We start from the raw sequence: 14,915 nt of genomic DNA, 5'->3' as shown, positions 1-14,915 counted from the left end.
CTCACTACCAATGGATCATTTAATACCAAATCACCCTATCCGAGACTCGGTGGTCGAGCCCGGGACCAGCACGGGCACCGTCGGCCCGGACCCCTATTCCGGCACGGCGTCGGGGTTCTGCGCGGCGTCCTTACGGCCCTGAGGCGCCGGCTTCGCGTGGATGTACAGCTGCCGGCGATCCTCCACCTCGACGTGCCGGGGCAGCGGCAGCTCGAAGCGCACCGGACGGTCGTGGTCCGCCATCTGCCTCGCGGGGTTGTAGACGCGGTTGAAGCGCCACAGCATCCGGGCGAAGTTCGTCTGGCCGCGGGCGAGGTTGGCCGCCAGGATGCGCGCCGCGCCGAACGCGGTCCGCAGGCCGAGGTGCTTGCGGTTGATCACCGACTGGGTGAGCACCAGTTCGCGGTAGAACTCGTCGAGCGGCAGCGTCGTCGGCACGACCGCGTGCTGGATGTCGAAGAGCCGGTAGTCGCGGGTCGTCAGCTTCCGTGCCTCGGTGTGCCAGATCTCCGTGCCCGGATAAGGAGTCATCACGGTGAGATGGACGATCTCCGGGACCGACAGGGCGAATTCACGGACGATCCGGAACCTTTCCCGGTCCCAGGCCGGATCGACGATCAGATTGATGGCGACCGTGATGCCGAGCTTCCGCGCCGTCTCGAGTGCGTGGAAGTTCTCATCAGGACTGATGCGTTTCCTGTAGAGGTCGAGCCCTTCGGCGTCGATCGCCTCCATACCAAGGAACATGTACTTCAGACCGAGCCGCGACCAGCGCTCGAAGATCTCCCTGTTGCGCAGCAATACATCGGCACGTGTCTCGAGGTAGTAGCTCTTCCGGATACGGCGGCGTTCCAGCTCCGCGGCGATCCCGTCACCGTGTTCGGGACGGATGAAGGCGACGTCGTCGACGATGAAGACGTTCCGCTCCCGGATGCCGGCCATTTCCTCCGCCGCGACCTGAGGGGAGGCTTTTCTGTAACTGCGGCCGTAGAAGGTCCAGGCGGAGCAGAACGAGCAGTCCCAGGGGCAGCCGCGGGTGAATTCGATGGACGCGCACGGGTCGAGCTCCCCGATGAAGTAGCGGCGGCGGTGCCGCAGCAGGTCGCGGGCCGGGCGGGGGGAATCGATGCTGTGCAGCATCGTGGGCGCCGGGCCCCGGCCCTCCAGGGTGACCGCCCCGGGCACGGAGGACAGACCGCCGTCGCGGGCGGCGTCGAGGAGCGGCCCGATCGCCGTCTCCCCCTCGCCGCGGACCACCGCGTCCACGGCGCCCTCCGCCTGCTCCAGGACGTCGCCGGCCACGAAGGACACGCTGTGCCCGCCGAAGAAGACGAAGACACCGGGCAGCCTGCGCCTGGCGTCCTGGGCGATCTCGATCGCCTCGGGAATGTTGGCCAGATAATTGAGGGAGACGCCGATGGCCTCCGGCCGGAAGGATTCAAGAAGACGTGTCAGTGCCGTATGCGACTCGGTCTGCAGGTCGATCACCGACACCTCATGACCGGCCTCCCGCGCGGCACCCGCGACCCGCTCGAGACCCAGCGGCTCCAGACGCAGGAAGATTTCCGAGTACATGAGTGCGCTCGGATGAATCAAGAGCAACCGCATGCCGGCCTCCAACTCGTAGAAGAGGAAAACCCACACCTTTGCGCAGCACTCCGGGCCTGTCGGTCCACCATCGTGGCCGCGTCGCGGAGTGCGGGACGGTGGCATGAGATGTCGGCAAGCAAACACCTCGTCACATCCGAGTCGGGGGACCTGACGGAGCAGAGCGCCTTTCGTGTCTCGTTTCCGACTCGCATGGCGGCACATGCCGGGGGAGCCGGGCACCGCGACAGGTGCTCCCTGTACGGTCCGGCGGGCCGTGGGGTCCTGCCCGGTCGTGTCCGTGGACCGGTCGACGGTGAATCCGTCGTCCGGACCCGTGGGCCACGCACGGCGCGGGGCCGGCCGAGGAGGTCAGTGGGGGATGCCGTCGATCAGTTCCCGTGCGCCCTGGCGGAGCAGAGCGACCGCGACCGACGTGCCCAGCGTTGCGGGATCGAGGCGCCCGGCCCACTCGTGGGCGTTGAGGATCACCTTGCCGTCGGGGGAGAAGACCTTCGCCCGCAGGGACAGTTCACCGTTCCGCTCGGACCGGGCGTAGCCCGCGATGGGGCTGTTGCAGTGCCCCTGCAGCACATGGAGGAACATGCGCTCGGCAGTGACCTCCCGGTGCGTCCCGGGGTGGCCGAGGTCGCTCACCGTGTCGATCAGCGCGGAGTCGCCCTCCCGGCACTGCAGGGCCAGGACCCCCGCGCCGATCGGCGGGCACATCACGTCGGTCGACAGCGTCTGCGTGATCACGTCCGTGCGCCCGATGCGCTCCAGGCCCGACACGGCCAGGAGCAGCGCGTCCGCGTCACCCGCCGCGAGCTTCTCCAGACGCCGGTTGGCGTTGCCCCGCATCGGCACGCACTCCAGGTGCGGGTGGGACACGGCCAGTTGCGCGATACGACGCACGGACGAGGTCCCGATCCGGGCGCCTTCGGGCAGCTCGTCGAGTGTCAGACCGCCCGGGTGGATCAGTGCGTCGCGTACGTCGTCACGCTCGAGGAACGCCGCGAACACCGTCCCGGCGGGCAACGGCCGGTCCGCGGGCACGTCCTTGACGCAGTGCACCGCGAGGTCGGCCTCGCCCGCGAGCAGGGCGGCGTCGACCTCCTTGGTGAACGCGCCCTTCCCCTCCACGAGGGAGAGATCGCCCATCCACTTGTCGCCGGTGGTCTTGACGGGGACGACCTCGGTCCGGATACCGGGGTGGAGCGCGGCCAGTTCCGCGCGGACGCGCTCCACCTGGGCGAGCGCCATGGGGGAGTCGCGGGAGACGATGCGGATCTGGTCAAGGGTGGACATGGGTCCACGATAGACCGCCGGACGGGCACGCCACGGTCCCCGGGGCCGGTGCGCCGCCCGTCCGGGGACGGCGAGTTGCGATCGGCCGGCGGGCGCGCCGCCGTCACCTGCGCCCTCGCCCGCCGGGGGAACGACCGGTCCGGCAGCAACGCCCTGACACGGCCGCCCTGTCGGACCTATCGGAAGGCGCCGACGTACCGTCGTGCCCAGTCGGCGAAGGAGCGCGGCGCACGGCCGAGAACGCGCCCGACGTCCGGGCTGACGCGCTGCTCCGCGCCGGTCGGGTCGCCGAGGATGGCCAGGGTCGTCTCCACGACTGCTTCCGGCATGAACCGCAGCATCTCCGCGCGGGCCTCCTCACGGGTCTGCTCGACGAAACGGACCGGTTCGCCGAGCGCCTCGCCGATGGCCGCGGCCCGCTGCCGCGGCGTGCTCGGCGCGGGCCCGGTCAACTCGTAGATCCGTCCGTCGTGCCCGTCCTCGCGCAGTGCCACGGCGGCGACCTCCGCGATGTCGTCCGGGTCGACGGTGGGCAGGCCGACGTCGCCGAACGGTGCGGCGACGCTCCGGTGGGCGCGGACCGGCTCGGCCCAGGCGTAGGCGTTGGAGTTGAAGCCTCCGGGCCGGAGGATCGTCCAGGACATGCCGGATCCGCGGACGGCGTCCTCGATCAGGCGTGCCGTGCCCCCGTGCGAGGCCGACCGCGGCCGGGTCGCGACTCCTTGGGAGGACAGCAGGACGACCCTGCGCACTCCGCCTGCCTTGGCGACGTCCAGGATCTCGTGCGGGTTCAGCAGGTGCGCGCTCGCGCCGCCGTTCTGGAGGAACAGCGCGTCGGCGCCGTCGAGAACGGAACGCAGGCTCTCCGCGTCGGTCAGGTCGGCCGTCCGGTGCCGGACGCCCTCCGGGACGTCCGCGTCCGTGATGGTGCGGGACGTCGCGGTCACCCGCTCACCGCCGGCTGCGAGCACCTGTACCAGCGAGCGGCCGACATTACCGGTCGCCCCCGTCACTACGATCATGACAACTCCCCTGTGTTTCCTGTGTGGTCACCGATGCCCGTGCAACGGGCCGGAGTGCCGCGGGCCTTGAGGTCCTGGCGACGAGGGGGACGCTAACACCGCCCGTATAGTAGGTACCTACAGGAAAGTGGCTATCCAGGAGGGATGTGCATGGCACGCGAAGCGACCCGGACGCCGCCCGCTGCGACCGACCCGGAGCTGGCCTGTCCGATCGGGCCGGTCGTCGACATCGTGTTCAGCCGGTGGACCACACCGATCCTCTGGAGCCTGCACACCTACGGGCGGCAGCGGTTCGTCGAACTGGAACGGCGGATCGCCAGGATCACGCCGAAGGTGCTGACCCAGCGGCTGAGGCAACTGGAGCGCGACGGTCTCGTCGTGCGCACCTACCACCCGGAGGTTCCCCCTCGGGTCGAGTACGAGATCAGTGAGCTCGGCCGCAGCCTCGCCCCGCTCTTCGCGCACCTGGCCGAATGGGCGGACGGCAACCTGGACAAGGTCGAGCAGGCACGGCACGACTACGACACCGATCCGAAGCGGTGATCCACCGGGGCCGGTGGCCGTTTCGCGCCCCGGCCCCCACGACCCCTGACGTCTGCCCGTTGCCCATCGCCCTGACGAACCGTTACACGGGTGTCCTGACCGACGGATGGAGGCGGCATGGGGATTCTCGACAACGCACGGGTGGCCGTTCGGCTGCCCGCGCAGGACCTGGAGCGAGCGAGGCGCTTCTACGCGGACAAGCTCGGACTCGAACCGGTCGACGAGCGCCCGGGTGGGCTTCTGTACCGCTGCGGCGGCGCGGACTTCGCTCTTTTCCGGTCCGCGGGGGCTTCCCCCGGGACCTTCACCCAGATGGCGTTGGAGGTCGACGACCTTCGGGCGGCCATGGATGAACTCGAGCGGCGCGGTGTGGTGTTCGAGGAGGTCGATCTGCCCGGCCTGAAGACCGTGGACGGCGTCGCCGAGATTCAGGGGAATTATCCCAGCAAGGGCGCTACGGGCGAGCTCGGCGCCTGGTTCCGGGACAGCGAGGGCAACATGCTGGGGCTCGGGCAGCCGGTCGGCCGATAGATCACCGCCCCGATTCCTTGACTGAACAATTGCTCTACTAAACCGTTTACTGGACAACGTTGTCAATCCCGTGCACAGTAACGCCCCGGAGTGATGAATCCGCTCCCTCCATGAAAGGGCGAACGTGATGGTGTACGGAGCACTGGACATCGGGGGCACGAAGATCGCCGGCGCGCTCGTGGACGAGGAGGGCGGGCTGCTCGTGCGGGTCGAGCGGGCCACCCCTGCCCGGCGTCCGGCGCAGGAGCTGATGGACGCCGTGACGGCCGTGCTCGACGAGCTGGCCGCGCACCCCGCGTGGGACGCGCTGTCCTGCCTCGGGATCGCGTGCGCGGGCCCCCTCGACACCGCGGCCGGCACGGTCAGCCCGGTCAACATCCCGGCATGGCGCCGGTATCCGCTGGTCGAGCGCGTGCGTGCGCATCCGCGCACCCCGCTCGGCCTCCGTCCCGTGCTGGTCGGCGACGCCGTCGCGATGACGGCGGCCGAGCACTGGCTCGGCGCCGCCCGCGGGGTGGACAACGCCCTGTGCATGGTGGTGTCGACTGGTGTCGGCGGCGGACTCGTACTGGGCGGCCGACTGCATCCCGGGCGTTCCGGGAACGCCGGCCACATAGGCCACATCACGGTGGACCTGGACGGCCCCCTCTGCGCCTGCGGCGCCCCGGGCTGTGTCGAGACACTGGCCAGCGGCACGGCGATCGCGGCCCACGCCCGGGCCGCCGGCTGGACGGCCCCTGCCGGTACGACGCCGGACGCCGCGGCGGTCGCCGCCGCGGCCGAGGCCGGCGATGCCCGGGCCAAGGCGGCGTACGAGCGCGCCGCCCAGGCCCTGGCGGCGGCGATCGCGGCGACGACAGCCCTCGTCGAACTGGACCTCGTGGTGATCGGGGGCGGGGTGGCCCAGGCCGGCGACACCCTCTTCAAGCCCCTGCGCCGCCGGATGACCGACTACGCCGTGCTCGACTTCACCCGGGACGTGCCGATCGTCCCGGCCCGGCTCGCCCTGGACGCCGGGCTCGTCGGCGCCGCGGCTGCCGCCTCGGCCGCGGTCGGGGCCCAGGCCGCGCAGGTGGTCGCACCTCGTCCGTAATGCGGCGGCGGACACGGCGTGAACGGGTCCGCAGTGCCTGGTACGAGATGAACAACTACTAAACTTAACCGGTTTGGCTTCAAGTGTTGTGTCCATGCCTTGCGGCGCTTAGCCTCTCTTCCAGTCGCCCGCAGGAAAGGCGAACTGCCGCCGCTCGACACTGCTTCGACCGGCAATGGCGGCAGTCCGTCCGGGTGGCCTTTCTTTCCCGCCGGCCGGGGAGCCGCGATCAACACCCGGTCGGCGGGGGCCTGTCCCGCCCTGCCGTGCATTCATCGCAAGGCCGGTCGAATTCCGGACGTGAAAGCCCCGAATCCGGAATCCGGTGCATCGCGGCAGCGGGACACGAGTGTCCGAAGGACTCGAGAGTGCCGTGCACCGGGGCCACCGCCCGTGGCGCGCGTGCAACGACATTGGGAGCAGACCATGAGAAGGAAACTGGCCACCGCGGCGGGAGCGCTGCTGGCCATGGCCGCCACGCTGTTCGCCGCCCCCGCCCCGGCCCATGCGGCGGAGACGGCGTCCGGGTTCCACGTCAGCGACGGCCGGCTGCTGGACGCGGGCGGCAACGACTTCGTCCTGCGGGGCGTCAACCACGCCCACACCTGGTATCCGACCCGTACGACGCAAGCACTGAAGGACATCAAGGCGCTGGGCGCCAACTCCGTACGCGTCGTGCTCAGCACGGGCGACCAGTGGACCAGGAACGACGCCGCCGACGTCGCGGACATCGTCGCGCAGTGCAAGGCGAACCGGCTCGTCTGCGTCCTCGAGGCGCACGACACGACCGGATACGGCGAGGCCGGCGCCGCCGTGCCGCTCTCGCGCGCCGTCGACTACTGGATCGACGTCCAGGCCGCGCTCAAGGGGCAGGAGAAGTACGTCATCCTGAACATCGGCAACGAGCCCTACGGGAACTCCGGATACAGCGCCTGGACCTCCGGCACGACCGACGCGATCAAGCGGCTTCGCGCCGCCGGCTTCGACCACACCCTCATGGTGGACGCGCCGAACTGGGGCCAGGACTGGTCGTTCACCATGCGCGACAACGCCGCCGGCGTGTTCGCCGCCGACCCCGACCGGAACACCGTCTTCTCGATCCACATGTACGGCGTCTTCGACACCGCGACCGAGGTACGCGACTACCTGAACCGGTTCGTGACCAGCAAACTGCCCATCGTGGTCGGCGAATTCGGCGACGCCCACTCGGACGGCAACCCCGACGAGGACGCCATCATGGCGACGGCGGAGCAGTTCGACGTCGGCTACATGGGCTGGTCCTGGAGCGGCAACGGCGGCGGCGTCGAGTACCTCGACATGGCCGTCGGCTTCAACGCCTCCCAGCTCAGCCCCTGGGGTCAGCGCATCTTCAACGGCGCCGACGGGATCAAGCAGACCGCACGCGAGGCCGGCGTCTTCACCGGCGGCCCGGCAGCCGGCGGCTGCCAGGTCACCTACCGGCTGAGCGACTGGGGCAGCTCCTTCAACGCCGATGTGACGATCCGCAACACCGGCACCACCGCCGTCAAGGGATGGCAGCTCGACTTCGCCTTCCCCGGTGACCAGAGGGTCAACTCGGCCTGGAACGCCAAGGTCGTCCAACAGGGGGCACAGGTGCGCGCCACCCATGAGCCCTGGACCGAGACCGTCCCCGCCGGCGGCAGCGTGAGCTTCGGCCTCAACGGCTCCTCCAACGGCACCAACGGGATCCCCGCCGCCTTCACCCTCAACGGCGCCCCCTGCGGCAAGGCCTGACGCAACGACACGCCCCGCCCCGGGCACACCGGAACGCTCCAGGGCCCCGACCGGGAAGGCCGGGGCCCTGGAGCATCTCCGCCGTGTCAGGTGCGCTGCGGTGCGGGCGCCGTGGATCCGCGCGGGGTGAGCGAAGGCGTGGGCACCTGAAGCGCCCCGGTGTGCGTGCCGTCGAGCACTGCGAACAGCGTCCGCGCGACCTCCGCGCCGAAGTGGTGCACGTCGTGACTCATGGCCGACAGCGTCGGATGGGTGATCCGGCACAGCTGGGAGTCGTCCCACGCCAGCAGCGACACGTCGTCCGGGATGACGAACCCCATCTCGGCGGCGACGCCCGCGCCGGCGACGGCCATGATGTCGTTGTCGTACACGATGGCGGTGGGCCGGTCCGCGGAAAGCAGCAGCGACCGGGTGGCCCGTGCGCCCTCCTTGCCGTCGAACCCCGTGGAGATCTGCCGGCCCTGCTCCAGCCCGAGCTGGCGCATCGTGGCCCCGAAGGCGGCCGCCCGGATGGAGCTGTGCCCCAGTCCGGCCGGGCCGCCGACGCGCGCGATGCGACGGTGGCCCAGCGCGGCCAGGTAGCGGACCGCCTCGGCGGCCGCCGTCGCGTCGTCCGTCCAGACGGCCGGGAAGGAGCCCGTCAGGGACGGGTGCCCGACGGCGACCGCCGGCAGGCCGACGGCCTGCAGCGCCGGCACCCTCGGGTCGTCGTCGTGGAAGTCGACCAGGATCGCTCCGGCGATCGTCCGGCTGCGCCACCACGTCCTGTGGAGGTCGATCTCCTCGTCGAGGTCCCGTACCAGGCGCAGCAGCAGCGAACAGGAGCGGTCGGCCAGGACGCTCTCGATGCCGGAGATGAATTCCATGTAGAACGGTTCGAGACCGAGCAGCCGGGCGGGCCGGCACAGGGCCAGCCCCACGATGTCGACCCGCTGGCTGGAGAGGCTGCGTGCGGTCAGGTTCGGCGCCCAGCCCAGTTCGCGCGCGGCGGCGAAGATCCGCTCGCGGGTGGCCTGTGAGACGCCCGGCTTGTGGTTGAAGGCGAGCGAGACCGCCCCCTTGGAGACACCGGCACGGGCGGCGACGTCCTTGATCGTGACGCGCGTCGTTCCCGTCACATCGTGTCCACACTGAACAGGGCGGCCCGCACGTCCTGGACGTCCGGGAAACCGCAGCCGCTGACCTTGATACGGGTCCGCTCGCCGGGCAGGAGAGTCTGCAGGCCCTGGTCGGCGGCGGCTCGGGGGCCGAGCCGGTCGGCCTGGAGGAGGAGGTCTCTGACCAGAGTGTGTGCGCTCACCACGATGTCGACTCTATCGCTCTCGCCGGGAACCGGTTCCACGGCGACGTCGTACCGGGGCCGCGGACAGGCGAAATCCTTGTCGGGGACGGGGAAGTGGAGGGCGCGCAGCCCGTCGGCGTCGGCTACGAGGAACTCCTTCGCGGACCCTTCGGCGGGTGCGAGCACCGGGGGTACGGGCAGCCGGACCACCGAGCGCGGTCCCGCGGTGACGTCGACGACGTCCTCGTGCACCGTGGAGCCGTCCGCGTGCAGCCGGCGCAGGGACACCGAGGTACGCCACACACCGGCGGACTGGTTGACGACGGCGAGCGTCAGGCCGCTGTCGCCCGGCTGGACGGTGAGCAGCCGGTCCGCGTACACGCGGCGCAGCTCGTGGTGGAGGGGCTTGAGCCTGCCGTCGCCGTCGACCGCCGACCACGAGGTGACCGGCCAGCAGTCGTTGAGCTGCCAGACCACCGTGCCCGCGCAGACGGGCCAGTGGGAGCGCCAGTGCTCGATGCCGGCGGCGACGGCACGGGCCTGGACGACCTGGGTGAGGTAGTGCCAGCGGTCGAAGTCGTCGTCGGGGAGCGGGAAGTGGCGGGCGACACCACGGTTCAGTTTGCCGTTGCCGTCCTCGGCCTTCTGGTGGTGCAGCATGCCGGGGGAGTCGGGTGCCGGCCGCTCGCCGGGGAGCGCGCGCCTGAGGGTCGCGATCGCGGGCGGCGCCTGCCAGCCGAACTCGGCGACGAAACGCGGGACGCTCGTGCGGTACTCGGCGTAGTCCTGACGGTTCCACACCTCCCACGAGTGGAAGGTGCCGTGGGCGGGGTCGTTGGGGTGGTGGTCCCAGGAGCCGGACCAGGGGCTTCCCGCGGTGTAGGGGCGGGTGGGGTCGAGCTCGGCGACCAGACGCGGCAGCAGGCCGAGGTAGTAGCCCTCGCCCCAGGAGTCGCCCGCGAGTTCGCCCTCCCAGCCCCAGTCCCTGAAACCCCACAGGTTCTCGTTGTTGCCGTTCCACAGCACCAGGCTGGGGTGCGGCATCAGTCGGACAACGTTGTCGCGCGCTTCGGCCTCGATCTCTCCGCGCAGCGGCTGCTCCTCCGGGTAGGCGGAACAGGCGAAGAGGAAGTCCTGCCAGACCATCAGGCCGAGCTCGTCGCAGGCGTCGTAGAACGCGTCGTCCTCGTAGATGCCGCCGCCCCAGATCCGCACGAGGTCCACGTTGGCGTCGGCGGCCTGCTGGAGCCGGGCGCGGTAGCGCTCTGGAGTGATCCGGGAGGGGAAGACGTCGTCGGGGATCCAGTTGACCCCGCGCGCGAAGATCCGCACACCGTTGACGACCAGGGTGAAGCCCGTTCCGTGCTCGTCGGCCGAACGGTCGAGTTCGATCCGGCGGAAGCCGATCCGGCGCTGCCAGCCGTCGAGCGGCCCGCTCTCGTCGGACAGCCTGACCTCGAGGTCGTACAGCGGCTGCCGGCCGTACCCGCGCGGCCACCACAGCTCCGGGTCCGCCACCTCCAGTTCCAGTACCGCCTCTTCGCCCTCGAAGGACACCTCGGCCTGCACCCCGCCGACCGACGCGCGCGCCGTGAGCGGCCGGCCTTCGCCCCGGCGGGTGCGCTCCACCTCCAGCCGCACCTCCACCCGGCCCGCGCCGTCGGCGACGGTCACCAGCGGGCGGACCCGCGCGAGGCGCGCGGTCGACCAGTGCTCCAGCCGGACCGGCCGCCAGATCCCGGCGGTCACCAGCGTCGGGCCCCAGTCCCAGCCGAAGCTGCACGCCATCTTGCGGATGTACTGCGACGGTTCGGGGTAGACGTTCGGCCGGGACCCGGTCAGGGAGCGGACCGCCTCCGCCTCCTCGTAGGCGGAGGCGAAGCGGACCTCCAGGGGCCCGGTGCGGCCGGTGACGTCGAAGCGGTAGGAGCGGTGCATGTTGCGGGTGCGGCCCAGCTCCCGGCCGGCGAGGGTGATCCGCGCGGCGGTGTCGAGGCCGTCGAAGACCAGGTCGGTCCGCTCGTGGGCACTGTCGTGCGCCAGGTCGGTGAGGTAGGTCCACCCGCGTCGGCCGACCCAGGCCACCTCGGTCTCGTTGAGTCCGATGAAGGGGTCGGGGATGACGTCGGCGGCCAGCAGATCGGTGTGGACGCAGCCGGGGACCCGAGCCGGGAGCAGCGCCTCTTCGTGGCGCACGCTCCACCCCTCGGTGAGCTGGGTGACGTCCTTCATGGTGCGGCTCCAATCGCCTGACTCAGGCCGTGGATGTACGACGTCGCACAACCTAACCCGGTGATCAGATCCTGTCCATAAACCGGTCAAGACGCGGTTGGGTTCATCAACTGGCCACAAGACGCCCCGGTGAAGGGCATGGAAGCAGTTCGCTGGTAACGATTAGGCATCGTGGTGGAAATCAGAGCTTTACCGGTTCACCTCGGGCCTGCCATAGTGCCGACATCCCACCCGGACCTGAGCCGCAATCCTGAAGGAGTTGGGCACATGGGGAAGAAGAAGACGCTCGCGGGCGCGCTTCTCGCCGTCGCGACCTTGACCGTCGCGGGGTGCAGTGGCGGAGGGACACCCTCCGCCGAGACGGCGACGGCTCCCGCCGAACCGCACGAGGTGTCCGGCAAGATCACGGTCCTCACCCACCGCACGGATCTTGTCCAGAGCGGCGCGATGGACGCGTACGCGGCGGAGTTCAAGAAGACCTACCCCAACGTCAGGGTGAAGTTCGAGGGCCTCACCGACTACGAGGGGGAGGTCAAGATCCGGATGAACACCGACGACTACGGTGACGTCCTCATGATCCCGGCCGCCGTGGCAAAGAACGACTACCCGAAGTTCTTCGCGCCCCTCGGCCCCACCGAGGAGCTGACCGCCAAGTACCGCTTCAGCGACAAGACGGACGTCGGCGGCAAGGTCTACGGCATCGCCCAGTTCGGCACGGCCAACGGCTTCGTCTACAACAAGTCGGTCTGGAAGAAGGCCGGCGTCACCAAGTGGCCCACCACTCCGGCCGAGTTCCTCGCCGGACTCCGGGCGATCAAGTCCAGGACCGACGCCGTGCCGTACTACACCAACTTCAAGGACGGCTGGCCCCTGGTCCAGTGGGGCGGCAACATCGGCTCCGTCACCTGTGACGGCGACGCCGGCAACAAGCTGGCGGGCCCCGTCTCCCCCTGGAAGCAGGGCGGTGAGCTCAATGTGAGCGACACGCTCCTGCACGACATCGTCAAGGGCGGGCTGGCCGAGAAGGACCCCAACACCACCAACTGGGAAGCCTCCAAGGGCATGGTGGCCAAGGGTGAGATCGGCGCCATGATGCTCGGCTCCTGGTCGATCACGCAGATGAGGGACGCGGCCGAGAAGGCCGGCGCGAAGCCGGACGACATCGGTTTCATGCCCTTCCCCGCGCAGAAGGACGGCAAGTTCTGCGCCACGGTCGTCTCCGACTATCAGCAGGCCGTCAACATCCACTCCGAGCACAAGGGAGCGGCCCGGGCCTGGATCGACTGGTTCACGGAGAAGTCCGGCTACTCCGCGAAGGAGGGCGCCGTCCCCACCGTGAAGTCGGCCGCCATGCCCGACACGCTCAAGGACTTTGTTGACAACGATGTCACCTTCGTGGAGCGCTCCGAGTCCAGGACAGGGCAGGTCAACGCGATAGACAACGCGGCCGAGATCGGTCTCAACACCCCCGACTACCGGCAGAAACTGGTCGACATCGCCCGCGGCGCCCAGAGCGGCAGCCTCCAGGAGTTCTTCGCGGACCTCGACAAGAGGTGGGACGAGGCAGCGAAGACCGCCGGCTCCTGACCGACGGCGGAGGCAGGGGCCCCGGCCGCACCACACCGGCCGGGGGCCGACGCCTGCCGCGCATCAGCGGACGACGAAAGGCCCGACATGACCGAGACGACAAAGACGGCGGCCGCGCGACCGCCGCGCCCCGGCACTTCCTGGCGCAGGACCGGGACGGCGAGCGCCCACGGCACGCCGCAACGGCGGGGGCGGACGCTGCGCCGGATCACCCCGTGGATGTTCCTGGCCGTGCCCCTGGCGCTCCTGATCACGTTCACCTACGTCCCCGTGGGGAACATGATCTATTACAGCTTCACCGACTGGGACGGCGTCAGCCCGGACCGCAACTTCACCGGAGTCGACAACTACTCCCAGATCTTCACCCGGCCCGAGCTGTTCCGGGTGTTCTTCGTCAGCTTCTACTACCTCGCCGCGTCCGCCGTGCAGATCGTCGTCGCGCTGTACTTCGCGACGGTCCTCAGCTTCGATCTCCGCTTCCGCAACCTGTTCAAGGGGATTCTCTTCTTCCCCTACCTGATCAACGGCGTGGCCATCGGCTTCGTCTTCCTGTACTTCTTCCAGGACGGCGGCACGCTGGACTCGGTCCTCTCCTGGTTCGGCGCCGACACCGACCGTGCCTGGCTCGGCGACCCCACCTCCGCCAACACATCACTGGCCGGCGTGTCCGTCTGGCGGTTCACCGGCCTGAACTTCGTCCTGTTCCTCGGGGCGATCCAGTCCATCCCCGGTGAGCTCTACGAGGCCGCACAGCTGGACGGCGCGAGCAGGTGGCAGCAGTTCCGGCACATCATCGCCCCGAGCATCAAGCCCGTGCTGAGCCTGAGCATCATCCTGGCGGTCTCCGGATCCCTCTCGGTCTTCGAGATCCCCTACATCATGACCGGCGGCGCGACCGGCACCTCGACCTTCGTCATCCAGACGGTCAAGCTCGCCTTCCAGTTCAACAAGACGGGGCTGGCGTCCGCCGCCGCCGTCGTACTGCTTGTGATCATCCTGCTGATCACCTGGATACAGCGCCGTCTCGTACCCGACGACAAGGTGGACCTCGTATGACCACGGCCCCGCAGACGAACCTGCCACCGCGGGAGCCCGCGCCCCGGCGGACGGACGAGGCCCGGTGGACGGACGCGTCCCGGCAAAACCCCCGAGCGGGCCGCATCGGCCGGGCGCTGGTGTACCTGTCGCTGGTCGCCGGCTCGCTGGTGGTGCTGCTGCCCCTTGTCGTCGTCTTCCTCACCTCGCTCAAGACCTCCGGCGAGGTGGCCGACGGCGGTGCGCTCTCCCTGCCGGGGGACTGGCTCAACTTCGGCAACTACGCGACCGCGTTCTCCGACGGGAAGATGCTGACCGCGTTCGGGAACACCGCGTTCATCCTGCTCTTCTCGATCACCGGCACGGTGATCATCGGCTCCATGACCGCGTACGCGATCGACCGCTTCCACTTCCGCGCGAAGAAGCTGGTCATGGCGCTGTTCCTTATCGCCACACTGGTGCCGGGTGTCACCACGCAGGTCGCCACCTTCCAAGTGGTCAACAGCTTCGGCCTGTTCGACAGCCGGTGGGCGCCGATCCTGCTCTACATGGGCACGGACATCGTCTCGATCTACATCTTCCTGCAGTTCGTCCGGGGCATCCCGATCTCCCTCGACGAAGCCGCACGGCTGGACGGCGCGAACTCCTTCACCGTCTACCGCAAGGTCATCCTGCCGCTGCTCAAGCCGGCGATCGCGACGGTGGTGATCATCAAGGGGATCACCGTCTACAACGACTTCTACATCCCCTTCCTCTACATGCCGTCCCAGGAACTGGGCACGATCTCCACCGCCCTGTTCCGCTTCAAAGGGCCCTTCGGGGCCCACTGGGAGAACATCTCGGCCGGCGCGATCCTGGTGATCCTGCCGACCCTGGCCATCTTCCTGTTCCTGCAGCGGTACATCTACAACGGTTTCGCCCAAGGCGCGACCAAGTAGCG

General features: G+C 69.5%; 12 protein-coding genes. 7 read left to right on the top strand and 5 right to left on the bottom strand.

Going from position 1 to position 14,915, the window contains the following annotated elements; all coding sequences use genetic code 11:
- Window positions 1-93: 93 nt before the first annotated feature.
- From hpnR to SPRI_RS02685, 3 genes are all read right to left on the bottom strand, one after another.
- Window positions 94-1,608 carry a hopanoid C-3 methylase HpnR gene (hpnR, locus tag SPRI_RS02695; RefSeq protein WP_005307990.1) on the bottom strand — a complete coding sequence of 505 codons (1,515 nt, stop codon included), beginning with the start codon at window positions 1,606-1,608 and terminating at the stop codon, window positions 94-96.
- Between the two features lie 351 nt (window positions 1,609-1,959).
- Entirely contained in the window at window positions 1,960-2,895 is a 936-nt protein-coding gene (gene hemC / locus SPRI_RS02690; RefSeq protein WP_005307988.1) for a hydroxymethylbilane synthase, read from the bottom strand.
- A gap of 176 nt (window positions 2,896-3,071) precedes the next feature.
- Entirely contained in the window at window positions 3,072-3,917 is an 846-nt protein-coding gene (locus tag SPRI_RS02685; protein WP_005307986.1) for an NAD(P)H-binding protein, read from the bottom strand.
- 144 nt (window positions 3,918-4,061) lie between these two features.
- On the opposite strand from SPRI_RS02685, the gene SPRI_RS02680 reads away from it, so the two are divergent.
- From SPRI_RS02680 to SPRI_RS02665, 4 genes are all read left to right on the top strand, one after another.
- A complete protein-coding gene (locus tag SPRI_RS02680; RefSeq protein ID WP_005307984.1) occupies window positions 4,062-4,460 on the top strand; it encodes a winged helix-turn-helix transcriptional regulator in 399 nt (132 codons plus the stop codon).
- Window positions 4,461-4,577: 117 nt separating this feature from the next.
- Window positions 4,578-4,991 carry a VOC family protein gene (locus SPRI_RS02675; RefSeq protein ID WP_005307976.1) on the top strand — a complete coding sequence of 138 codons (414 nt, stop codon included), beginning with the start codon at window positions 4,578-4,580 and terminating at the stop codon, window positions 4,989-4,991.
- A gap of 127 nt (window positions 4,992-5,118) precedes the next feature.
- Entirely contained in the window at window positions 5,119-6,084 is a 966-nt protein-coding gene (locus SPRI_RS02670) for an ROK family protein (protein ID WP_037773010.1), read from the top strand.
- A gap of 426 nt (window positions 6,085-6,510) precedes the next feature.
- Window positions 6,511-7,839: a cellulase family glycosylhydrolase gene (locus SPRI_RS02665; protein WP_037773009.1), complete on the top strand. Its 1,329-nt coding sequence runs from the start codon at window positions 6,511-6,513 to the stop codon at window positions 7,837-7,839.
- A gap of 86 nt (window positions 7,840-7,925) precedes the next feature.
- Here SPRI_RS02665 and SPRI_RS02660 read toward each other — a convergent pair whose 3' ends face one another.
- Both SPRI_RS02660 and SPRI_RS02655 read right to left on the bottom strand, forming a co-directional pair.
- Complete coding sequence (locus SPRI_RS02660) at window positions 7,926-8,957, bottom strand: LacI family DNA-binding transcriptional regulator (protein WP_005307972.1); 1,032 nt, start codon at window positions 8,955-8,957, stop codon at window positions 7,926-7,928.
- Window positions 8,954-11,353, bottom strand: coding sequence for a glycoside hydrolase family 2 protein (locus SPRI_RS02655; protein WP_037773007.1), 2,400 nt, complete (start codon window positions 11,351-11,353; stop codon window positions 8,954-8,956). Before SPRI_RS02655 ends, SPRI_RS02660 begins: the two co-directional genes overlap by 4 nt.
- A gap of 267 nt (window positions 11,354-11,620) precedes the next feature.
- Between SPRI_RS02655 and SPRI_RS02650 the strand changes: the two genes are divergently transcribed.
- The 3 genes from SPRI_RS02650 (at window position 11,621) to SPRI_RS02640 (ending at window position 14,913) form a co-directional block, all read left to right on the top strand.
- Window positions 11,621-12,940 carry an ABC transporter substrate-binding protein gene (locus tag SPRI_RS02650; protein ID WP_005307970.1) on the top strand — a complete coding sequence of 440 codons (1,320 nt, stop codon included), beginning with the start codon at window positions 11,621-11,623 and terminating at the stop codon, window positions 12,938-12,940.
- An 87-nt stretch (window positions 12,941-13,027) separates the two neighbouring features.
- Complete coding sequence (locus SPRI_RS02645) at window positions 13,028-13,996, top strand: carbohydrate ABC transporter permease (RefSeq protein ID WP_005307969.1); 969 nt, start codon at window positions 13,028-13,030, stop codon at window positions 13,994-13,996.
- Entirely contained in the window at window positions 13,993-14,913 is a 921-nt protein-coding gene (locus SPRI_RS02640; protein WP_078535175.1) for a carbohydrate ABC transporter permease, read from the top strand. Before SPRI_RS02645 ends, SPRI_RS02640 begins: the two co-directional genes overlap by 4 nt.
- Window positions 14,914-14,915 lie beyond the last annotated feature (2 nt).

This window comes from Streptomyces pristinaespiralis (assembly GCF_001278075.1).
Classification (GTDB): Bacteria; Actinomycetota; Actinomycetes; order Streptomycetales; family Streptomycetaceae; genus Streptomyces; species Streptomyces pristinaespiralis.
This window is presented reverse-complemented; position numbering and strand designations above follow the sequence as displayed.

Coding starts and splice junctions, on each gene's coding strand:
- hpnR (WP_005307990.1), bottom strand. CDS start 1,608: ATGCGGTTGCTCTTGATTCATCCGAGCGCACTCATGTACTCGGAAATC.
- hemC (WP_005307988.1), bottom strand. CDS start 2,895: ATGTCCACCCTTGACCAGATCCGCATCGTCTCCCGCGACTCCCCCATG.
- SPRI_RS02685 (WP_005307986.1), bottom strand. CDS start 3,917: ATGATCGTAGTGACGGGGGCGACCGGTAATGTCGGCCGCTCGCTGGTA.
- SPRI_RS02680 (WP_005307984.1), top strand. CDS start 4,062: ATGTGCATGGCACGCGAAGCGACCCGGACGCCGCCCGCTGCGACCGAC.
- SPRI_RS02675 (WP_005307976.1), top strand. CDS start 4,578: ATGGGGATTCTCGACAACGCACGGGTGGCCGTTCGGCTGCCCGCGCAG.
- SPRI_RS02670 (WP_037773010.1), top strand. CDS start 5,119: ATGGTGTACGGAGCACTGGACATCGGGGGCACGAAGATCGCCGGCGCG.
- SPRI_RS02665 (WP_037773009.1), top strand. CDS start 6,511: ATGAGAAGGAAACTGGCCACCGCGGCGGGAGCGCTGCTGGCCATGGCC.
- SPRI_RS02655 (WP_037773007.1), bottom strand. CDS start 11,353: ATGAAGGACGTCACCCAGCTCACCGAGGGGTGGAGCGTGCGCCACGAA.
- SPRI_RS02650 (WP_005307970.1), top strand. CDS start 11,621: ATGGGGAAGAAGAAGACGCTCGCGGGCGCGCTTCTCGCCGTCGCGACC.
- SPRI_RS02645 (WP_005307969.1), top strand. CDS start 13,028: ATGACCGAGACGACAAAGACGGCGGCCGCGCGACCGCCGCGCCCCGGC.
- SPRI_RS02640 (WP_078535175.1), top strand. CDS start 13,993: ATGACCACGGCCCCGCAGACGAACCTGCCACCGCGGGAGCCCGCGCCC.